The sequence below is a fragment of the Romboutsia maritimum genome, assembly GCF_002251085.2.
Classification (GTDB): Bacteria; Bacillota; Clostridia; order Peptostreptococcales; family Peptostreptococcaceae; genus Romboutsia_B; species Romboutsia_B maritimum.
The window spans coordinates 103,196-126,378 of sequence record NZ_NOJZ02000001.1; the positions used below are offsets into that span (position 1 = coordinate 103,196).

Here is a 23,183-nt window from a genome sequence, read left to right on the forward strand (position 1 = left end):
CAGTACTATGTTCTACCTTTATACATTTATAATAACACAGTACTGTGCGATACACAATAGATGATTTTTATTTAATCAAAAAACCTTCTATGAAATTCATTTATATAAATCCCATAGAAGGCTTTTATTTTTTAATTATTTATATAACTTATTATAAGTTTAGTAGTTTCAATAATTGATTTTATATGGGTTCTTTCATATCCATGAGATGCAAACACTCCTGGACCTATTAATGCAAATTTTGCATCTAACCCAGATTTTAGTGCTGCTGTAGCATCTGATCCATAATTAGGATATATGTCTAATTTATAATTTATGTTGTTTGCTTTACATATCTTTATTAAATAATCTATAAATTCATAATCATAAGGTCCATTTGAATCTTTAGTGCAAATACATACATCAAATTCAGTCGAATTTTGCCCATCTCCAGGACATCCCATATCAACTGCAATAAAATTTTTTGTATCCTTTGGTATAAATGTTGAAGATCCATGCCCTACTTCCTCATAATTGCTAAATAAAAAGTTTATATTATGATTAGGCTTTATATTGTTTAACGTTATAAACTTCATTACATATAACATTGCAGCTACAGATGCTTTGTCATCTAAATATCTAGATTTTATAAATTCTGAATTTGTTATTTTAACTCTAGTATCAAATGATATTATGTCGCCAACTTCAATTCCTATATTTTTAACATCTTCTTTTGAAAATACTTCTTCATCTATGATAATTTCATAATTCTTGCAATCCCTAGGTAAATCTTTAGCTTCATTCCCATGTATATGAATCGAAGGTTTTATTGTCTGTACAGTTCCTTCATAAGACTTTTTATCTCTAGTGTGTATAATACAATTTTCACCTTCAATTGAATTCATCATATATCCACCTATTTGATTTATTCCTAATCTTCCAGTAGACTTTATTTCTTTTACTATAGCCCCTAATGTATCTATATGTGCTGAAAATGTAGTTGAATACGTATTATCGTTTCCTTCTATTGAAGCTACTATTATACCTTTGTTACTTACTTTGTGTTTAATATCCATATCTTCTAATTCTTTTATTATATAATTTGAAATTTTAGAAGTATACCCTGTTGGACTTGGAATTTGTAGTAAATCTATTAAATATTTTTTTATTATCTCTTTATTGTACATAGTTACCTCTCCTATTTCTATTTTATATATAATTACATTATGTAACCTATATAAAAATAATGCATTATTAAATATATACACATTATAATTAGTATTTTCTCTATATATATAATAAAAATTTGTTTCATATTAATTGATATTTGTGATTCTTTTATATATAAAATTTGGCTACTTAAAGATGTGCATTTTAAAATCATTATTAACCCTATTAATAATCTTGTTGAATATTCTATACTTTTATCTACCATATCAATAGCTATAATATCATTAAAAAATCCATAAACAATTATACTTGAAACTTGGTTTATTCCTGATAATTTTAAAACTTTTATTGCATTACTTAATAATTGAACTAAATTAGGTATTAATAATTTACTATTTATAATCATATCTCCTAAAAATAATACTATAACTATATCTGGTATTATGTACATAATTATCTTTACAGATTCCTCAAAACTTTGTATCATATGATTAAATATATTTTTATCACATCTATTTTTAAGATATTTATTTATTGCATTGTTAAATTTATTTTTTCTAAATCTTGTTTCTTTATATGATGTTTTTATAAAGTATGATTTTTTAACTTTACTTAATGGTCTAATCCTACATAGTATTATGTTAGATAACACCAAAATTAATGCACCTATTATAACCAATTGTAGTTTATTTAAATTTAATTCATTAGATATATAGTTAATCATAGAAAATGACATTATAGAAAAATTAAGTGACAATATACTAGCTTCATTTGCTCTTATTTTACCATCTTTGTATAATTTATTAGTCATAAAAATACCACAAAAACAATCTGTAAAAATATATATTAATATATTAATTATTGTTTTACCACTTAACTTAAATATTTTCTTCATTTTAACTTGAAAATAAGCTTCTACTATATCCATTAAACCATATTCTAGTAAAAACGGCATAAATATAGCACTTATTGGCAATACAGTAGCTAAATCTAATATAACCGTTTTAATTAAGAGTGCAGTATTATCTTTAATAAAAAAACATGACTGCTTTCCAAAAAATAAATTTATTAAAATTAATATACTAAAAAATCGTATATACACATATAATTTATTAGTATTTTGTCTTTTATATTCTAAAATAGATTTAAAACAACCCATAGCAGTAAAACATATTATACATATTTGCAATAATACCATTAGTTGATTTTGAACTTTATTTGCAATATGATATATTAATGTTTTAGTTTCTCCATCTAATCTTATTGGAATAAAGAATACAATTATACCTATAAATGAATATATAAAAATTTTTATAATTTGAATGAATTCGATTTCGTAGTTGTACTCAGATATTTTTTTACCTTCTAATTCTTCCATACCACCACCTCTCTTATAATTTTTCAACTTTATTTATGTATCTCCTCCTAAAAAAGAATAACTTTATTGTCATTGATTAAATTTATATATATATGTATAATACTATAAATAATATACTTTTTATTAATAGAGGTGATATCTTGATTGACACAAATAAATGTAAAACTATTTTGATTTTAACTGCTCAGTTCGGAGCTGGACATATAAGTGCTGCAAAAGCTATAAAAGATTATATTTTAGAACAAGATAATAGTTACAATGTAATTATACAAAATTTTATAAATGCTAGTATCCCTAAGATGAATAAACCAATGGTTAAGCTTTATGAAAATAATACAAAATATACTCCAGAATTATATAACTACTATTATTACTTAAAAAAATCTTTTGATCCAAGATATGATATTTTTCATAGAATATATACACCTAAGTTATCTGAATATATACTTGAAATAAAGCCAGACTTGATTATTTCAACATTTCCATTAGCTGCAGCGTGTGTTCATAACTTTAAAGAAAAACATACTGAAATTAAAATACCAAATTTAACAGTTATAACTGATGTTGTTGATAGTCTTGAATGGGTATATTCTAACACTGATATGTACTTCGTTGCTTCTTCTGAAATAAAAAATAGATTTGTCCAAAAAGGAATAAATCCTGATAACATAAAGGTTACTGGTGTTCCTGTTAATAAAAATTTTTATACTACTACTAAAGTTACTAATCCTGATAAATATAGGCTACTTCTTTTAGGTGGTGGACGAGGTTTATTTGATGTAGATGAAGACTTTATGTATTGGATTGATGAATTTTTAGAAAATTATAAGAATATTATAGATGTTACAATAGTTACTGGAAAAAACTATAAACTATATGAACATCTAACAGAAAAAAAACCTTTATCAAATATAAAGGTTCTTGGTTTTGTAAATGACATGCATAATTTAATTAAAGATTACGACTTAATGATAACTAAGCCTGGTGGTGCTACATTATTTGAAGCCATTCTTTCACAAACCCCTGTTATAGTCAAAGTGCCTAAAGTAGGTCAAGAAATTGAAAATGCTCGATTTATAATAGATAAAGGTGTGGGAATCATTTATAGCGACGATAATGATTTGAAAAATATTTTTAATTCTTTAGCTTCTGGTGAATTTGATACATTTATAAGCTTTATGCAAAATAATATATCTCAATTCAAATCGCTTATAAATACAGATAAAATCGGAGAATATATATTAGAATTAATAAATAGCAAATAAATAACAAGATATAACTCTTGTTATTTATTTACATTTTTATATTGATTCAAATTTATTACTTTTTTTTCATTTTGTTTATAATTAGATTTATTCTTCTTTTTATTTATTCGTACTTTATTTTTAGGTTTAGATATTATTTTGGAAATTAAATATATTTCACCCATGATTAATAATATAGATGTTAGATTTTCCAAATCAGAAGTTTTTAAATAATTATCAACTCCATAAGCCACAATAGAATACACTCTTATAAAAATTAGTGCTAACATATGAATCATTACTAACGATGATAATTTATTAAATTCTTTTTCTAATTCATTCTTTTTTACAATAATGGCTACATTTAAATCATTATATCCAATTACATTTAAAATATCTTTATATATATAATTACATATATTTTTTCCAAACATTCCTATTAGTGATATTAATACTGAACCTAAAATTAAAAAGAATGTATTATATACATACATATCAAATCCTAAATTAACTTTACTCTTAAAAATAAATAATACTATGCTTAATGCCATGAAGACTAAACCCGATACATTTATTCTATCTTGCTTAAATTTAGTTATTGTTGTATAAAATAACCCTATACTTGCTAAAGACATAATAAAATAGGTTAAGTAATTAACATTTATCATACTACCTAACAATACAGGCGCCATGATATAAATCATTATATCAAATATTATTCTGTACTTCATAGACAATCACATCCCTCATTCTTAATAATTTTCTAAATTTTCAGTCTTTTCAAAACGTACACAATTTATTAATTTCTATATAAATCATATAAGTCCTTTTGCATTTATTATAAATAAAGTGAAAATAATTATATCACATATTTTATTATATTATATTCTCAATAGAAGGGTGTAGAACCCCTCTATTTTTTTATTTATTAATTGAATATATAGGGTTGATATTTTTATCATTTACTATTGATTCAAAATGAACATGATTTCCAGTCGAATCCCCAGTTGATCCAACTTTTCCAATAACTTGTCCTTTTTTCACTACATCTCCTTCACTAACTAAATTTAATGTATTATGAGCATAAACAGTTTTTTTACCATCAAAATGTTTTATTTTCACTACATTTCCATATCCATTTTGCATCCCTGAAAATACTACTATTCCATCATCGCTAGATAATATTTCTGTATTTTTAGGTGCGGGTATGTCTATTCCTCTATGAAAATCTTTAACTTTACTTATTGGGTGAATTCTATATCCATATGGTGAGCTTATGTCTTTATATGATTCAAGAGGCCAACATCCTTTTACAAATTCTATATTATTTTCTTCTAATACGCTGACTTTTTCTTCTTCAATAGATTTCTCTAGTCTTACGCTATCTATAATCGAATCCTCAAGTTCTTTGTTTAAATTCTTAATTCTGTCTTCTATTTGAATAACTTCTGCTTTTTCGTTATCTATCTTAGACATATAATTATTTTCCACAAAGCTAACACTAACAATTTCAGAATCTTTATTCTTTTTAATTTCTAGTATATTACTTAATTCTTTTATATTAGACTGTAATTTTTTTTGTATATTTTTATTAAAAATCAACTTATCTAATTTATCTTCTTCGTTTAAAGCATAACATTTAACATTAAAATAACTTAAAAAACTTAATGATAATATAATACTCATTATAATTTTTTTTCTATTCTTTATCATATTTTACCACTCCTTTTCCCACTATCTATTACTATTAACTATTGTTTCTAATTTTATTACTTTTTTATTTTGATTTATAAAAATTTTATTATTTTATTCACATATTTTGATTATTTAAAATACTATATATTAATAAAGTAAAGGAGGATTTATATGATTAAAAATATCGGTATTTTATCAGGTATCATATCCTCAATGTTTATATTGTTATATACATTTTTATATGTTCTCAGAGATTTATATTCTATTTGCAATAATAAAAAATTAAAATTAATTATCAATAAATCTTTACCTATTTTTACAAAATATAACACTTCTTTTTTATTAATTGCTACTTTATCAGCATTATTTCATATAGCTAGTATTTATAATGTAAGTTCTATTTTTTATTCTGGATACTTTGTTTTATTTATAATGTTTTTTATTCTTAAAATAACTTTTTTACCTTCAAAAAAATCGACTACTAATTATAATTTAAATTCATTTGCATATCTTTTGTGCATAAGTTTGATATTTCATTTAGTTTTTAAGTAGTCATTTATTGAAATAAATTTTTATCCAAAAAATAAAGAAGGAATTTGAAACTTCAAATTCCTTCTTTATTTTACTAATATATATTTTTTTTATATTGTCTATATAGCTTTTCTATCTTTTCCATTTCATTACTTAACTCTAATTGTAATCTTGATGCATCTTCATACTTTCCTTCTTCTATAACTTCTCTTATTTGTGTGAAAAGTGATTTTCTAGTTAAAGTGTCTTTCATTACATTATATTTTATATCAGAAATAGTATTCCACATAACTTCATCTAATGCATCCATATTTTCTTTAGAATGAATTTTTATACAAGCTCTTATAATATTTATATTTTCTTCTATTATTCTATTTTTCAATTCTTTTTTCCACTTTTCAATTGCGCCTGTTTTAAAAGAATCTATTATTTTATCTGTAAAAACATCACCTTGTTTAAGTGATTTTAACTTGCAATCATATATTTCTAAATTTTTCATATTTTCATATACAGTTGCTGGAGGTATTCCAAATCTATCATTTCTCTCTTCAAGATTATAGTGTTCAAACACATCATTTTCATCTCTATAAACTCTGTTTTTATCTAAATAGAAACCTTCTTCTCCTAGACCTTTAGATAATTCTTTTTCAAGTGCTTTAGTATCTAATTTACTTTTCGCCGCTGCTTTTATACCATCTAACATTACTTGATAACATCCAGCTAATACTAAATAAGTATTAGATAAAGGGTTTGGAGATCTTAACTCGAATCTTACAGTCTTTGGATTTTTTATATCTCTTATTAAACCTACAAGAACAGATCTATTTCTAGATGGAACTTCATAGCTATGACCTAAAGATGTTACAATACATACTGGAGCTTCAAATCCCGGAACCAATCTATTAAAACCATCATTTGTAGCTGTTACAAAAGGATTTAATACTTCGTAGTTATGAAGCATTCCCATAAGCGCTCCATATCCTATCTCACTTAGATAATCTTGTGTCATATCTCTAGGTGCAAATAAATTAATTAATTTATTATTTTTCAATTTAGCACTTACACCAACATGTGTATGCCCTCCACTTCCTGCTACACCATGTATCGGTTTTGCTTTAAATGTAACTTCAAGCCCATTACTAGTAAATACATCTTCAATAACTTCCCTTACTAATAACTCACTATCTGCTGCTTGTAGTGGATGTGAAAATTTCCAAGAAACTTCTAATTGTTCCATAGCATGATTAGTTTTTCCTTCTATACTTATAGAACTATTTATTCCGCCTACCTCTTTATGAGCCATTTCTGGATTAACACCTAATTCTTGAAGAATTATTAAACTTCTCTCTAAACAAGTTCTTATAACCCCATGTGTTCTCTTCCAATATTGTTCTTTTAAACTTTGAGATACATATAATTTTTCTAAATCTACTTTATCTTCTGGTGTGTTTACCCAAAATTCTAATTCCGTTGCAGCTGTTAAAATTATACTTTCTATCTCATCTATACTTTCTATTCCAACATTATTCATCATATGTGGATATTCTTTTAATATATCTAAAATTGATTTTTTAAAGTATTTTTCTGATTTTTGTAATATCCCTCTAGAACAAACTTTTTTATTTTCATGTATTAAAAATGCAGGAATTTTAAGAGTTCCTATTGGTAGATTATTTTCATCAAAATGTTCAAAATTATAATCAATATACCATTTAGAATTTACATCTGGCATTAAATCAACCTTAGCATTGTTCAATGTAGCTATGTTATAAAGTTCAACACTTGAACCATCAGTTTGTATTGCTGATTTTAAAAAATCATTTATATCTTCTAAAAATAATTCTATTGGTATTTTTTCATCTATTGAGTTTCCTCCTAAGTCCACTCCCATTAAAGATACAAATTTTATATTTTTATTTTTCATTAATAATTCTCTTAAATCATTTTCATTATGATGTTCTTTTTCTATAGTGTATAACAGTTTACTCATAACACTGACCCCCTTAACATGTAGTTAAATTTCATTGGAATTTAATGTATTTTTAATTTTTTTCTAAAATTTATTCGTTTAATTATTTATATTATTATATATCATGTGTTTAAAGTTCGCAATATTTTTATACCTTAACAATATCTAAATGCTAATATGTACATATCATTGCATATATATTCTATGATTATACTACAGTTTAACATTTTTTTTATATGGGTTATACTAAAGATATGAATTTTTATTTTTTTCAATAAATAAATATAAGTATATTGAACTTTTTTACTTTCAAATTCTTATAAAATAAATTATGATATTAGAAGATAACAAATTTAGGAGATAAATATTATGGAATATATAGTTTTTGATTTAGAATTTAATCAAGGATTTGATAAAACTCTCAATAAGACAGTATCTAATGAAAGGTGCCCTTTTGAAATTATCCAAATAGGTGCAATTAAATTAGATTCTCACTTTAACGTATTAGACACTTTTAATGCGTACATAAAACCTGATATATATAAAGATATCCATCCATTTATAGGTAAAATGACAGGCATAAGTAATTCAGATGTAAAAGATGCTTATAATTTCACTCAAGTATTTAAAGACTTTAAAAAGTTTATTTCATCTAAAGATTCTGTATTATGTGTATGGGGTACAGGTGATTTAAAAGAATTGTATAGAAATATAAATTATTATAATTTACCTTCAAAAAATTTACCTAAACTATACATTAATATACAGCAGTATGCATCTTTATATTTTAATAATCCTGCTGGTAAAAGCATTGGTTTACAAAATGCTATTTCTATGCTTAATTTAGACCAAGATAAATCATATCATGATGCTCTAAATGATGCGTATTATACAGCTCAAGTTTTTATGAGAATAAAAAATCCTGATATAGTTCCTGATGTATATATATATACTTCAGTAACACCTTCATCAGTAAAACGTAATACAAAGAAACAAGTTGACTACGACAAACTTTTTAATGAATTTAGAAAAATTTTAAAAAGGGACTTAACTAAGGAAGAGAAAAAAATTATTAACCTTGCATATAAAATGGGTAAAACTAATCAATTTTTAATCGACAATTTTGATTATAAAAAAAAATGAGAATCTCTTTTTTTATAAAAATTCATATGTAATCTGCGCTCGCTCTGTAAATATAAATATATTATATTTACAGACCTTCGCTAGGTTAATTCACAAAATTTTTATATTTTAAGAAATCCTCATTTTCATATTAAATTTACAATAATTTAAATATTTAAAAATAACATCTTCATAAGTTCATATTGAGCAAACTCTACAGATTTTATTTCTTCTACTAAAGTTCTATTAAATTTTTCACTACAAACAACAACCTCTACATCACCAAGGTTAGCATATAATTCTTCAAGTATCTTTATTAAATAATCTACTTTTATACTTTCTTCCTTTGATTTCAAAAGTGTTACATTTTTATTTTCTTGATTCTTATATACAGATTCTATTCCACATATAAGATTATCCTCTTTTATATATACAACCTCTCCTTGAAGAGATTTTCCTTTTTCCAATTTACTCTTTAGCTCTAATAGATTCATATATATCCCCCTTGTTATAAATATTACATTTCTTCTTACAATAATTATTATTTTAATTTTGTTAAGAATTAGTATATTACTATATATTTTATTCAACTCATTAAGTCTTTATGAATAAATTTAGAATATATATGATTTATTTTATTTTAATTAATTACTAATTCAACTGGACAATGATCAGAGCCTAATATTTCTGAATGTATATCTGCACTAACTAATTTACTTTCTAGTTTTTTAGATGTACAGAAATAATCAATTCTCCAACCTGCATTTTTTGCTCTTGCATTAAATCTATATGACCACCAAGAATAAGCACCTTCTTTATCTGGATTAAAATATCTATATGTATCTATAAATCCACTGTCTACTAATTTTGTAAACTTTTCTCTTTCTTCTTCAGTAAACCCTGCATTTTTTTTATTAGTTTTTGGATTTTTTAAATCTATTTCCTTATGTGCTACATTTAAATCTCCACATAAAATTACAGGCTTTAGTTCATCTAATTTTAATAAATAGTTCCTAAAATCATCTTCCCACTTCATTCTATATTCTAATCTCTTTAATTCACTTTGAGAATTTGGAGTATAAACTGTTACAAAGTAAAATTTATCAAATTCTAAAGTTATAACTCTACCTTCTGTATCATGCTCCTCGATACCTAGCCCATAATAAACATTAAGTGGCTTCTCTTTAGTAAATATAGCCGTTCCTGAATATCCTTTCTTCTGAGCATAATTCCAATACTGATTATACCCCTTTAAATCTAAATCTATTTGACCTTCTTGAAGCTTTGTTTCCTGTAAACAAAATATATCCGCATCTATATTTTCAAAAAATTCTAAGAACCCTTTTCCAACACAAGCTCTTAATCCATTAACATTCCATGATATAAATTTCATATTTTCCTCCTTATTTTTAATATAATTACAAATATATTACCCATTTCATATTGTATTTTAACATAAATTGCTTTGAATTTTATTAGTATATTTATTAACATGAAGTATTAATTTAGAATTTTTAAATATATTCTATTATCTAAATTCCAAAATCTATAGTTTTTATACAAAAAATGGACATTTCAAAAATATAAAAATTTTGAAATATCCATTTTATTATTTAAATTTTAATTTTTTTGCTAATTCTTCTGGATTAGTTGATGAAACATATACACCTGTTCCTAACTCAAATCCACCAAAACTATATTTTCTTGGTATTATATGCATATGAACATTAAAATAATTTTCTTGTTCTATATTTTTAGGATGAGTGTGTATACATAAATTAAAAGGTGTGTAACCTTTATCACGATATAAATTTTTAAATAACTTCATAAAAATATATGATAATTCATATATATCTTCATCTTTAATGTTTTCAAACTTTATTTTTTCTTTAAATAATATCCTAACTTCACCACTATATTTACTGGCATATGGAACAATAACTAAAAATCTTTTTCCATTATAAATCACTCTTTTTTTATGTTGAATTTCATCTTTTATAATATCATCATACAAAGATTTATGTTTATCCATGTAATATTTTTTAGAGATAGCTATTTCATTCTCTATATCCGGTGGAATAATTGATAACGATATGATTTGAGAATGAGGGTGCTCTAAAGATGCCCCCGATTTTCTTAAAAAATTTTTAAAAATACTTACATATTCAACATTATTATCATTTATTAAATTCTTATATCTATTTTTATACATTACAAATAAATTTTTAAATTCTTCTTCTGTCATATTATAAAAATTTCCATTATGCCTGTACGTATCTATCATAACTTCATGTATTCCATAAATTTCTTTTCCTACACCATCAAGTATTGGAAATTTATTATATATAGACTTAACTACCCAATCATTTTTTTCTTGAATTTTAAAAGTTTCTTTTGTACTCAGCTCTTCATTTCCTCTACAAAAAGGACATTTTTTTTCATACTCTTTTGAAACTTCTTTTTCAGTTTGTGTTATAACCACATCAATAGGTCTTTTAGACCTGTCTTTAGCAAACACAATCATATCATTGTTAACAGAATCTATTCTTATCTCTTTCATAGTTAACACCTCTTAGTTTATTACCATATTAATATAATTATAGATCTTTTTATGTACATGTTAAATAATTATCTATTAAATGTACATAATTTCTCTAAAAAGTTTCAACCTCATTTTCATCATATGATATCCAGTCGCTAAAGCTTCCTGCATAAATTTTATATTTTATATTTAAAATACTTAAAGCTAATGCATTCGGAGTTGCCGTTATACCTGAACCACAGTAAACTATAATTTCACTGAATCCAGCTAACTCCTTAAAATGCATTTGTAAATTTTTTTTATCTTTTATAACTTTATTTCCATACTCATTAACTTTTAGTATTTCCATCCAAAAATAATTTTTAGCACTAGGAATATGACCTGCCTTTATGTCTATTGGCTCAAACTCACCTTTATATCTTTTAAATTCCCTAGAATCTATTATTAATGAACTTTTATTACTTATATTTTGTTTTACATATTCCATAGAACAAATCATATCTTTATTTAGTTTAATATCGTAAGAACTACTTTTATTAGACTCTGGAGTTAGTGTATCTAATGGTCCATTCAACCTTTTATATTCAGTTATTCCTCCATTTAATACATATACTTTCTCATGACCTATGTATTTAAGTATAGACCACGCTCTTGCTGCTCCTGCAATTTCTCCATCATCATATACAATTATATTTACATTATTATTAATTCCTATATTTTCTAACTTATTTTTAAATTCTTTTAAATCTGGAAAAGGATGTCTTCCTCCGTGTTCTTTTACTTTAGAAGCTAAATCTTCTTCCATATCAAATCTAAAGCTTCCTTTTATATGACCTTGGTCATAACTTCTTTTTCCATATGCTTTATCAGATAAATCAAATCTACAATCTATTATTATAGTATTATCATTATTTATATTTTTAATTAATTCTTTGCAATCCATCAAATTTCCCATTAAATTCCCCCTCTTTCTGTATTTTATAATAATATATTCTATACTATTATAAAATATCTGTAACATATAGTAAAAATTATTTTTTATTTGTTTTTTTTGTTATATATATGCACAATATATCATATTCTTTTTTGGTGATTTTTAATAATAATTATGCTACTATAATCTTGAATAGAGATCGCTACTTAGTCTCATTATGTTCAAATATAGGAGGTATTTTAAATGAAATATGCACAGAGAGTTAATGCTATGCAAGCTTCTCCAATCAGAAAACTAGTTCCTTATGCACTTGAAGCTAAAGCTAGAGGAATAAAAGTTTATCATTTAAATATAGGTCAACCAGATATTAAAACTCCTAAGGGCTTTTTTGACGCAGTTAAAAATTTTGAAAATGAAGTATTAGAATACGCTGTATCTCCAGGTATTCCAGAATTAATTTCATCACTTCAAGAATACTATACTACATATGATATGCACTTCAATAATGATGAGATACTAATAACTAATGGTGGTAGTGAAGCTTTACTGTTTACAATGATGGCTACTTGTGATCCAGGTGATAATTTAATCGTTCCTGAGCCATTTTATACTAACTATAATGGATTCAGTCAATGCGTAAATGTCAATGTTAAACCAATAACAACAAAGGCTGAGAATGGCTTTCACCTTCCATCTAAAGAAGATATCATCTCAAGAATAGATTCTAAAACAAAAGGTATACTACTTTCAAATCCTGGTAATCCAACTGGCGCTGTTTACACAAAGGAAGAAATTAATATGATTGCTGATATAGCTAGAGAACATAATTTATGGATAATAGCAGATGAAGTCTACAGAGAATTTGTTTATGACGGACTTGATTATACTAGTTTTGGTAATATAAAAGAAGTTGAAGATAGAGTGGTAATAATAGATAGCGTTTCAAAAAGATATAGTGCTTGCGGTGCAAGAATCGGTTCTTTAGCTTGTAAAAACAAAGGTCTTATAGCTCAAATTTTAAAATTATGCCAAGGAAGACTTTGTGTTGCTACTTTAGAACAACTAGGTGCAGTTGAATTATATAAAACTCCAACTTCATACTTTAAAGAAGTTAATGCAGAATATAAAAAAAGAAGAGATGTTCTATATAACGAATTAATGAAGGTTGATGGTGTTGTTTGTGAAAAACCTACTGGTGCTTTTTATATAGTTGCTAAATTACCTGTTGAAAATGCAGAAAATTTTGTAATTTGGATGTTAACAGAATTTAATAAAGATGGAGAAACAGTTATGGCTTGTCCTGCTGAAGGGTTCTATGCAACAAAAGGACTTGGTAGGGACGAAGTTAGACTAGCTTACATATTAAAAGAAGATGACCTTCTTAAAGCTGCTAAACTGTTAAAAGAAGGTTTAGAACAATATGTATCACTTTCTAAAGCTAAAGCTTAAAATATAATATATAAAAAGGGTTACATCAACAATATTTTGATGTAGCCCTTTTTTATCTAATTTAATTCTTCTTTACTTAAAATATATTGAAGGGTATCTATAGCTTCTATATATTTTTTTCTATCTTCTTCATTTAATTTAGAAAGTTTTTCTTCTAATTTTTCACTTAACTTGATAATAAAATCAATTGCTATTTCTTCGCCTTTTTCTGTTATAGTTATTAAATATTTTCTTCTATCACCTAAGTCTCTTTCCCTAAAAACATATCCTTTTTCTGTTAAATCATCAACCATGCTTGTTAAACTTCCTTTTTCAATGTTTAACTTAGAACATAAATCAGTCATACTTATATTCCCATAATTTTTTATAAACATTAGTGCTCTTAGTTGAGTTTTGTTAACATTATATTCTACAGAATATTTTTTTAAGTATTCTAAGTATAAACTTGAATATATTTTTGGAAACGTTTTCGATAGAAAATCTATCGTATTTGATACTATACATTTCATTATATATCACCCCAGATGTTCATTTTATTTATAGTTTACATTAAAATCAATTTTAGTACAATACTTTTTAAAATTTTATTTTTTTAAATATTTTAATTTCAGAATAAATATTAAATTCAGATAAAAACATTAAAACATACAGTTATACTATATATTTTTTCTAATTTTATCTTTTTTACATTATAACATATCTTACATTAATTTTTATTTAATTTTTTTTGTTCGTATCCATAATAAAATATATAATTATACTAACGTTAATTTTTCGCTTTAATTAATATTGTTTTATATTTTGCAATAAATATATTTTTAATACATATATATTTTTTAATTATATAATAAGGCCACTTATATACTGATAAATATTAAAATATCAGTATATAAGTAGCCTTTATTTTTAATTCATATATTTTATACTTGTAAATCTATTTTCAATCCTATATCTGCTTTATAATCCTTAATAGCAGGTTCTATTATGTCATTTACAAATTCTACAACTTGCTCTGGCGCTCTACCAACAAAGTTTTTAGGATCCATTATAGATAATATTTCTTCTTTACTCATTTTAAAGGAATCATCATTCATTATAAGTTCTATTAAATTATTATCTTGACCTTCATGCTTTACTCTGTATGCTGCCTTCATAGAATACTCTCTTATTATTTCATGTAATTCTTGTCTATCTCCACCTCTTTTAACAGCTTCCATCAGTATAGTCTCTGTAGCCATAAAAGGAAGTTCTTCATTCACATGTTTGTTTATCATATTCTCATAAACTACTAATCCATCAGTTACATTCATTCCTATTTCTAAAATTGCATCAGCTGCCATAAATGCTTGAGGTATAGACAGTCTTTTATTAGCTGAATCATCTAAACTTCTTTCTAACCACTGAGTAGATTGTACTAATGCAGGGCTTATTGATTCTGAAATTATATATTTTGATAATGATGATATTCTCTCACTTCTCATAGGATTTCTCTTATAAGCCATAGCTGAAGATCCTATTTGATTTTTTTCAAAAGGCTCTTCTATTTCTTTTAAACTTTGTAAAAGTCTTATATCATTAGTCATTTTATGCATACTTTGAGCTATTCCTGACAATATACTTACAACCTGATAATCTAATTTTCTTGTATAAGTTTGTCCACTTACTGCATAAGATGATTTATATCCCATTTTTTCACAAATTATATTATCTAATTTTTTAACTTTTTCATGATCTCCTTCAAATAAACTTAAAAAACTTGCTTGAGTTCCTGTAGTTCCCTTAGCTCCTCTAAGTTTTATATTTTCTATTCTATAGTTTAAATCTTCTAAATCTAATACTAAATCTTGAGCCCATAAACAAGCTCTTTTTCCTACAGTTGTAAGTTGAGCTGCTTGGAAATGTGTAAAACCTAATGTTGGTATATTTTTATATTTTAAAGCAAATTCTTTTAAGTTATTTATTAAGTTTATAAGTTTAATTCTTATTAATTTTAATGCTTCTGTCATTTGTATAACATCTGTATTATCTCCAACATATGCTGATGTAGCCCCTAAATGTATTATTCCTTTTGCTTTATCACATTGTAATCCATATGCTTTTACATGAGACATAACATCATGTCTTACTTCTTTTTCAATTTTTCTTGCTTCATCAAAATTTATATTTTCTATATTAGATCTTAGTTCTTCTAATTGTTCCTCTGTTATATTTATTCCTAGTTCTTTTTCTCCTTCAGCAAGAGCTACCCATAATTTTCTCCATGTTGAAAATTTAAATTGTGGAGAGAATATATAGCTCATATCCTTGCTACAATATCTATCTGTTAAAGGATTTGTATATGTAGTATACTTATTATCTATCATAGTTTGCACCTTCCTCGAGTCTTATTTTACATCAATAATTATATAAAATCTTACGAACAATAACAAGCTTTTTTTTAATTTTGTTCATTTAGTTTTATTAATTCATTTGTCATTTATATTCATATTATCTTTATTTATCATATAATCTATACTCTCACTATCGACAAAATTTAAGACATACTTATATCTAATTGCATAATACTTATCGCTCCAACCTAACTGTTTTTTTATATCTTCTTCATCTGCTCCTAATCTTAATGCTATCGCTGCAAAAGAATGCCTAAAATCTTTTGCAGAATACTGAGATAATCCAGCTAAGTCTAAAGATTTTTTTACTATCAATCTTACATTTCTATCTGTTATTGAATTACTCTTTTGAGTAGTAAATACAAATTGTTCATTAGGTAATATTATCTCCGATAATCCAGAATAATTTCTATAGTCTTCTATAAGCTTAAAACAATATGGATGAAGCTTAACTATTCTTTCTTTTTTACCTTTTCCTAACCTAACATATGAATGATTATCTGAGTCTACCATAAGGTCTTTCCATTTTAAATTAACTAATTCATTTAATAAGCATCCTGTAGTTACTAGAAATACCATTATAACCCTATCCCTAATATTTAGTTTAGGAATTATATCTATAAGCTTATTTATCTCCTGAATACTCAAAACATCGTCTTTTGTTTTCATTCTTGTCACTGTAGGTTTTTTTACTTGTCTAAAAGGATTTATATCTATATATTGTTGACTTTTTAAAAAATTATAAAAACTATGTAAGTAGCTATATATTTTTTCACAGGTTGATTTTGCATATTTATCTTGAATATTATCCATAAATTTTGAACAATCTTCTTTTGTTGCATAAACTAATTCTTTATCATCTAGAAAATCTTTAAATAAAATAAGTTTTGATAAATAGTCATTTCGTGTATTTGGATTAAGTTTTTTTGAAAATTCGTTAAAGACTTCATACTCATTATCTTCTAAAATTCTTATTTTATACATAATATCTCCCTTCTATTTTTACTTTATATTTATATAGTATCACATAACATTTTAAGCTAGACATGAATATATGTCATAATATTTATATACTCTTAATTGTCGCTTTATTTTGTTTTAATCTTGTATTATAGGAGTTATTTTACTTGGTACGTCTAGATACGTATTTTCCTTCTTATTAGCTATACCTATAGTACTTGAAGCAAGTACTTTAAAACTTGCAAAAGCTGGTTGTGGATTTAGTGGTTTCGAATGGTTAGTTTTAGATACTGGGTCTCTTGTAGCATTTATAGTTTCAATATTTGCTATTAAATTACTTTTAAATTATATTAAGAAACATGACTTTAACATATTCGATTATTATAGAATAATATTAGGTATAATAGTTCTAGCCTATTTCTATAGTTTATAATAGTAAAGAAGCACAAAAGTGCTTCTTTACTATTTTTTTAAATCAAAATAATTTATTGAGATTCTATTAGTAATTTAATTATATCACTAGAATCTTCATTAAATGTAGTTATTATACTTAAATAATCCGTTGCTCTATTTGTAGCTAAATAAACCTTATTTAAATCACCTACAAAATCATTTATTTGATAATCCTGTTCCTCATCATTTATTTTATGATTGTATAGCATCTCTAATTCGCATAATACAATAGCTTTATATTCAAGATTCTTAATTGTGTATATGTTAGATATTGTTACTCCGTTTTTCTTAGTTATATTTGTTAAATCATCTTCTGCTAATACATATGGTATTTCTGATTCTTCTAATGCTCGTCTTAACATATATTGAAAATATATTGTTTTTCCATTTTTCAGTTTTTTCTTATTGTATGGATATACAATAGCTACATCATAATAATTTAATCCTTTTTTATCTATAAGATATTCGATTTCCCATAATACAGAACTAATTTGATCATCAAGATCACTAACTTTTATTATATCTACAGATCTTTCACTATCTATAATAGAAGTAGTTTTGTTAAAAATAGTTTTGTCTATTGATGGTCTCAATGATTTTATATATTTATCAGCATTATCAGAAAAGTTATTTACAAACTCTACGAGATCTTTAGATTGCCTATAATTTTTATTTATTGTCGTTGTGTAATCAAACTCTATATTTGAAAATAACGGTTTAAATATATTCAAATTATTTGATATATTAAGGTTTTCACATATAGATATATTGAATATAAATTTAGATTTATATAAAAATTCTCTTATAAAATCTATTTCATAATCAAAAAAGCTCTCCGCTTCATCTATAAATATCCCTTTAAACATATGCTTATTCTTTATTGTATTTTTAGCTTGTTTTATTAAATTATGAAAAGCTTTTTCATAATCTTTTTTTAACATATTATAGTCTACAACTAAGTTATATTTTTTAGCTAATTTAAATACAAATGAACTAAATGTATGTACTTCTAAGTTATTATTATCTTTATATAATAAAGATATAATTTCTCTCAATTCATTACAAAGTTGCTTAGTATGCGTAAATATCAAAAATTTATGATGCGGATATATTCTAGCTAATTTCACAGCCCTACTAAGCATTATTGTTGTTTTTCCTGTTCCAGAACCACCTTTAATTAAAGAATTTCCATAATTTATAGATATAACACTTTCTAACTGATTATCGTCTAGAGTAGTAGCAGTATACTCATAATCATCATTATAAAATGTTATTTTTTTAAATTTATTGTTTATGTGATGTTTATCATTTAATAAATAATATTCTGGACAAATATCTAACATAAATAAATTTAGCTCTACTTCATTATTTGAATCTTTTAAATAGTCCTCTATTAAATTTCCTTTGATTATAGTATTTAATTTTTTCTTATCTATTATGTTATTATTTACAAAATTTTCAAGTCCATAAGTATCTTCGATTTCTACATAAGGCATAATAAAAATATAATTATAGCTTATGTTTTTATGCATTTGTGCCATTTTTAATTTCATTGAATCATATTCTTCATTCATTACTTCAAGTAATTCCTCTTCAAGTATAAAGAATAAATCTTCTGTTGTATCCATAAATTTTATGAATAATACTTTGTCATCTTTTATATAACAAGCATCTGTATTTATTCCCTTAAAAGGAGTAACCTTTGGTACTACATTAACATTCTCTTCTATTTTGTCATAAAAGATTTTTTCAATCTCTTTTGTCTTTAATGCATCTAATTGAGAGTTAATATTTATGTACTGGCTCAATTCATATCCCCCCTTATTTTATAATAATTATACCATTTTAAATGATATTTTGCTATATTAGGTTATTTTCTAGTATTTAAAAAGGAGAGCATTTATCACTCCCCCTCTATTTACATCTTATAATTTTTTTCCATCCATATATTCATTTTTCTTCTTACTTCATTTTCTTTTACTTCATCAAACATAGCATCTTCAATTTTATATGTTTGAACTAAATTCTCCACATTAGTTGGATATTCTAAAAATACTCCATTTTTATTTTCAAATCCTACACTCATTATATTATATTCATCACTATATTTATCTAATACTACACCATATTCTATTTCTTTTTTTTTATCATCACATTTTATAATTTTAACATATTGATTTTTAGCTAATTGATTTAACATAAACTCATCCCTTCTATTGTTTTATATATATATTATTACCATTTTCTAAATTTTTCATATCTTTTTATAACATAATTTTTTATAATTCTATTCCTTTTTCTAAATCACTCATATTTATAAGTTCACTAGGATATATAGAAAAAAAATTAATTTTCTCCTATATTTTTATCATTTGTTTACATTTTTATTAATCAATTTTTACCTAATTTTATAATTAAATTTTTTAACAAAAAAAGAGAGGAAAATTCCTCTCTTTTTTATTTAGCATATTCAATTGCTCTAGTTTCTCTTATTATACTTACTTTTATTTGTCCAGGATATTCAAGTTCATCTTCTATTTTCTTAGTCATTTCTCTAGCTAATAAATGTATATCTTCATCGCTAACATTTTCAGGTTTAACCATTATTCTTACTTCTCTACCTGCTTGTATTGCATATGATTTTTCTACCCCTTCATATGAGTTAGCTATTTCTTCTAATTTTTCAAGTCTCTTAATATACGCTTCTAAAGTTTCTCTTCTTGCTCCTGGTCTTGCTGCAGATATTGCATCTGCTGCAGTAACTAAAACAGCTTCTACTGTTTGTGGTTCATAATCTCCATGATGTGTACTCATGCCATGTATAACTTCTTTAGACTCTTTATATCTTCTAAGTAAATCCATACCTATTTCTACATGTGTACCTTCCATTTCATGGTCAACAGCTTTTCCTATATCATGTAATAAACCAGCTCTCTTAGCTAATTTAACATCAGCTCCTATTTCTGCTGCCATGATACCTGCTATATGAGCCACTTCTATAGAATGTTTAAGTACATTTTGCCCATAACTAGTTCTATAATTAAGTCTTCCTAATAATTTAACTAACTCTGGATGAATTGCATGTACTCCTGTTTCAAATGCTGCTTGTTCCCCAAATTCTTTAATTATACTATCTACTTCTTTTCTAGCTTTCTCTACCATTTCTTCAATTCTAGCTGGATGTATTCTACCATCTGCTATTAATTTTTCAAGTGCAATTCTTGCAACTTCTCTTCTTATAGGATCAAAACCTGATAAAATTACTGCTTCAGGAGTATCATCTATTATAAGATCTATTCCTGTTAACGTTTCTAAGGTTCTTATATTTCTACCTTCTCTACCAATTATTCTACCCTTCATTTCATCATTTGGTAGATTAACTACAGTAACTGTCGTTTCTGCAACATGATCAGCTGCACACTTTTGAATAGCATACCCTATAATTTCCCTTGATTTTTTATCTGCTTCTTCTTTTGCTTGAGATTCTATTTCTTTTATCATTATAGACATTTCACGTCTTACTTCTCTTTCAGCATTAGTTAAAATTATTTCCTTTGCTTTATCAGAAGTTATACCTGATATGTTTTCTAACTTTTCTAATTGCTTTTGCTTTATAGAATCTACTTCACTTTCTTTCATTTCTACTGTTTTTAACTTCTCACTTAAATTAGTTTCTTTTGTTTCTAACTTTTGTAATTTTCTATCTAAAACTTCTTCTTTCTGAATTACTCTTTTTTCATATTTCTGTAAATCAGTTCTTCTTTCTTTATTTTCTCTTTCTGCTTCGGTTCTCCACTTATGGATTTCTTCTTTAGCCTCTAATAGCTTTTCTTTTTTAACTGTCTCTGAGTCTCTGTTCGCTTTATCTATTATTTCTTTGGCTAAGTTATCTGCTTGGCCAATTTTTGCTTCAGATATATTTTTTCTTACAAAATACCCAGCTATAACACCAATCGCTGAACCAATTACAATTCCTAATAATATACTTTCTATGACATCCACCTCCTTTGTTAATAATCCCAAAATGTCACCATTTCAATTTTTAAAATTCGCTATCATAATTACATGCAAAATTACTACTTAATATATTTATAACATATTTAATTTATAAATTTACCTGTAATTTCAACAAATTAACCTTAATTTTCATTTAACTAAGAATTTTTTGTTATAAAATCAAATTTAAATATTTAATCCTCACTTAATTTTATAATTTTTTCTATCCTGTGTCAAGTTAATAGGAGGTGTGTAATAACTTTATTCTCATATAGTTTCTATATATTTTTAGAATCATCTTTTTCTTCTTGAGAATTTTCATCTTTTTCATCTAATTTGTAATGATTTCTTACTCTTTCATCTATTTCATTTGTTAAGTCCATATTATCTGCTAAGAACTTTTTAACATTTTCTCTACCTTGTCCTAGTTTTGTTTCGTTATAAGCATACCATGCTCCTGATTTTTTAACTATATCAATATCAGCTGCTATATCTAACAAGTCTCCTATCTTAGATATACCTTCCCCATACATTATATCAAATTCGCATTGTTTAAATGGAGGTGCCACTTTATTCTTTACTACCTTAACTCTAGTTCTACTTCCCATTACTTTATCGCCTTGTTTTATTGTATCTATTTTTCTAACATCAAGTCTAACAGAAGAATAGAACTTTAACGCACGTCCACCTGTTGTAGTTTCTGGATTACCAAACATTATTCCAACTTTTTCTCTCAATTGGTTTATAAATATTGCAACACAGTTAGATTTTTTAATTGATCCTGTTAATTTTCTTAATGCTTGAGACATAAGTCTAGCTTGAAGACCAATATGAGAATCTCCCATATCTCCTTCTATTTCTGCCCTTGGAACAAGTGCTGCAACTGAGTCTACTACTATAATATCTATTGCATTACTTCTAATCAATGCTTCTGCTATTTCTAGAGCTTGTTCTCCCGTATCTGGTTGAGATATTATTAAATTATCTATATCTACACCTAATGCTTTTGCATATACCGGATCAAGCGCATGTTCTGCATCTATAAATGCCGCTATCCCACCTTGTTTTTGAGCTTCTGCAACGGAATGTAGTGCTACTGTTGTCTTACCTGATGATTCTGGACCATATATTTCAACTATTCTACCTCTTGGAAGTCCACCTATTCCAATTGCTATATCTAAACCTATAGACCCTGTTGGTATTATATCTATATTCATAGATGTAGCTTCTCCTAATTTCATAACTGACCCTTTACCAAAATCTTTTTCTATTTGTCCTAAAGCTTGATTAAGTGCTTTTAATTTTTCTTGTTCTATACTCATTTTTACATTCTTCCTTTCATCTATATAAATTCAAATCAAACATTTGTTC

At 25.2% G+C, this 23,183-nt stretch carries 20 protein-coding genes; 4 read left to right on the forward strand and 16 right to left on the reverse strand.

The genetic code is table 11. From position 1 onward, the window contains the following. Positions 1–131: 131 nt before the first annotated feature. Complete coding sequence (locus tag CHF27_RS00505; RefSeq protein ID WP_095405112.1) at positions 132–1,166, reverse strand: M42 family metallopeptidase; 1,035 nt, start codon at positions 1,164–1,166, stop codon at positions 132–134. Between the two features lie 32 nt (positions 1,167–1,198). Next, the gene (locus CHF27_RS00510; protein WP_095404927.1) at positions 1,199–2,554 is read right to left on the reverse strand and encodes a hypothetical protein; all 1,356 of its coding nucleotides are present in this window, start codon (positions 2,552–2,554) and stop codon (positions 1,199–1,201) included. 113 nt (positions 2,555–2,667) lie between these two features. Here CHF27_RS00510 and CHF27_RS00515 point away from each other — a divergent pair, with 113 nt between their 5' ends. Next, positions 2,668–3,792 carry an MGDG synthase family glycosyltransferase gene (locus tag CHF27_RS00515; RefSeq protein ID WP_243444914.1) on the forward strand — a complete coding sequence of 375 codons (1,125 nt, stop codon included), beginning with the start codon at positions 2,668–2,670 and terminating at the stop codon, positions 3,790–3,792. Positions 3,793–3,812: 20 nt separating this feature from the next. On the opposite strand, the gene CHF27_RS00520 is transcribed toward CHF27_RS00515, so the two are convergent. The 3 genes from CHF27_RS00520 to CHF27_RS00535 form a co-directional block, all read right to left on the reverse strand. After that, a complete protein-coding gene (locus tag CHF27_RS00520; protein ID WP_115975847.1) occupies positions 3,813–4,502 on the reverse strand; it encodes a hypothetical protein in 690 nt (229 codons plus the stop codon). Positions 4,503–4,692: 190 nt separating this feature from the next. Continuing rightward, a complete protein-coding gene (locus CHF27_RS00525) occupies positions 4,693–5,484 on the reverse strand; it encodes a M23 family metallopeptidase (protein WP_095404924.1) in 792 nt (263 codons plus the stop codon). 607 nt (positions 5,485–6,091) lie between these two features. Next, a complete protein-coding gene (locus tag CHF27_RS00535; protein ID WP_095404922.1) occupies positions 6,092–7,987 on the reverse strand; it encodes a type I glutamate--ammonia ligase in 1,896 nt (631 codons plus the stop codon). 348 nt (positions 7,988–8,335) lie between these two features. On the opposite strand from CHF27_RS00535, the gene CHF27_RS00540 reads away from it, so the two are divergent. After that, positions 8,336–9,109, forward strand: coding sequence for a 3'-5' exonuclease (locus CHF27_RS00540; protein WP_095404921.1), 774 nt, complete (start codon positions 8,336–8,338; stop codon positions 9,107–9,109). 146 nt (positions 9,110–9,255) lie between these two features. Here CHF27_RS00540 and CHF27_RS00545 read toward each other — a convergent pair whose 3' ends face one another. From CHF27_RS00545 to CHF27_RS00560, 4 genes are all read right to left on the reverse strand, one after another. After that, positions 9,256–9,582: a hypothetical protein gene (locus CHF27_RS00545; protein ID WP_095404920.1), complete on the reverse strand. Its 327-nt coding sequence runs from the start codon at positions 9,580–9,582 to the stop codon at positions 9,256–9,258. Positions 9,583–9,728: 146 nt separating this feature from the next. Continuing rightward, complete coding sequence (locus CHF27_RS00550; protein WP_095404919.1) at positions 9,729–10,481, reverse strand: exodeoxyribonuclease III; 753 nt, start codon at positions 10,479–10,481, stop codon at positions 9,729–9,731. 216 nt (positions 10,482–10,697) lie between these two features. Then, complete coding sequence (locus CHF27_RS00555) at positions 10,698–11,648, reverse strand: galactose-1-phosphate uridylyltransferase (RefSeq protein ID WP_095404918.1); 951 nt, start codon at positions 11,646–11,648, stop codon at positions 10,698–10,700. A gap of 94 nt (positions 11,649–11,742) precedes the next feature. After that, complete coding sequence (locus CHF27_RS00560; protein WP_158534711.1) at positions 11,743–12,585, reverse strand: sulfurtransferase; 843 nt, start codon at positions 12,583–12,585, stop codon at positions 11,743–11,745. A 222-nt stretch (positions 12,586–12,807) separates the two neighbouring features. Between CHF27_RS00560 and CHF27_RS00565 the strand changes: the two genes are divergently transcribed. Beyond that, a complete protein-coding gene (locus tag CHF27_RS00565; RefSeq protein ID WP_095404916.1) occupies positions 12,808–14,013 on the forward strand; it encodes a pyridoxal phosphate-dependent aminotransferase in 1,206 nt (401 codons plus the stop codon). Between the two features lie 56 nt (positions 14,014–14,069). On the opposite strand, the gene CHF27_RS00570 is transcribed toward CHF27_RS00565, so the two are convergent. The 3 genes from CHF27_RS00570 to CHF27_RS00580 form a co-directional block, all read right to left on the reverse strand. Next, on the reverse strand, positions 14,070–14,522 hold the full coding sequence (locus CHF27_RS00570; RefSeq protein ID WP_095404915.1) for a MarR family winged helix-turn-helix transcriptional regulator: 453 nt from the start codon (positions 14,520–14,522) through the stop codon (positions 14,070–14,072). Positions 14,523–14,933: 411 nt separating this feature from the next. Next, entirely contained in the window at positions 14,934–16,376 is a 1,443-nt protein-coding gene (gene purB, locus CHF27_RS00575) for an adenylosuccinate lyase (protein WP_095404914.1), read from the reverse strand. Positions 16,377–16,478: 102 nt separating this feature from the next. Beyond that, positions 16,479–17,387 carry a tyrosine-type recombinase/integrase gene (locus CHF27_RS00580; protein WP_095404913.1) on the reverse strand — a complete coding sequence of 303 codons (909 nt, stop codon included), beginning with the start codon at positions 17,385–17,387 and terminating at the stop codon, positions 16,479–16,481. Positions 17,388–17,514: 127 nt separating this feature from the next. On the opposite strand from CHF27_RS00580, the gene CHF27_RS14660 reads away from it, so the two are divergent. After that, complete coding sequence (locus CHF27_RS14660; RefSeq protein ID WP_408638579.1) at positions 17,515–17,796, forward strand: undecaprenyl-diphosphate phosphatase; 282 nt, start codon at positions 17,515–17,517, stop codon at positions 17,794–17,796. 52 nt (positions 17,797–17,848) lie between these two features. Here CHF27_RS14660 and CHF27_RS00590 read toward each other — a convergent pair whose 3' ends face one another. The 4 genes from CHF27_RS00590 to recA all read right to left on the reverse strand — a co-directional run bounded on the left by CHF27_RS00590 (position 17,849) and on the right by recA (position 23,134). Continuing rightward, the gene (locus CHF27_RS00590) at positions 17,849–19,624 is read right to left on the reverse strand and encodes a UvrD-helicase domain-containing protein (RefSeq protein WP_095404912.1); all 1,776 of its coding nucleotides are present in this window, start codon (positions 19,622–19,624) and stop codon (positions 17,849–17,851) included. A 110-nt stretch (positions 19,625–19,734) separates the two neighbouring features. Next, on the reverse strand, positions 19,735–20,016 hold the full coding sequence (locus CHF27_RS00595) for a hypothetical protein (protein ID WP_095404911.1): 282 nt from the start codon (positions 20,014–20,016) through the stop codon (positions 19,735–19,737). A gap of 257 nt (positions 20,017–20,273) precedes the next feature. Next, a complete protein-coding gene (rny, locus tag CHF27_RS00600) occupies positions 20,274–21,818 on the reverse strand; it encodes a ribonuclease Y (RefSeq protein ID WP_095405110.1) in 1,545 nt (514 codons plus the stop codon). A gap of 272 nt (positions 21,819–22,090) precedes the next feature. Beyond that, positions 22,091–23,134, reverse strand: coding sequence for a recombinase RecA (gene recA, locus CHF27_RS00605; protein WP_095404910.1), 1,044 nt, complete (start codon positions 23,132–23,134; stop codon positions 22,091–22,093). Positions 23,135–23,183: the final 49 nt, after the last annotated feature.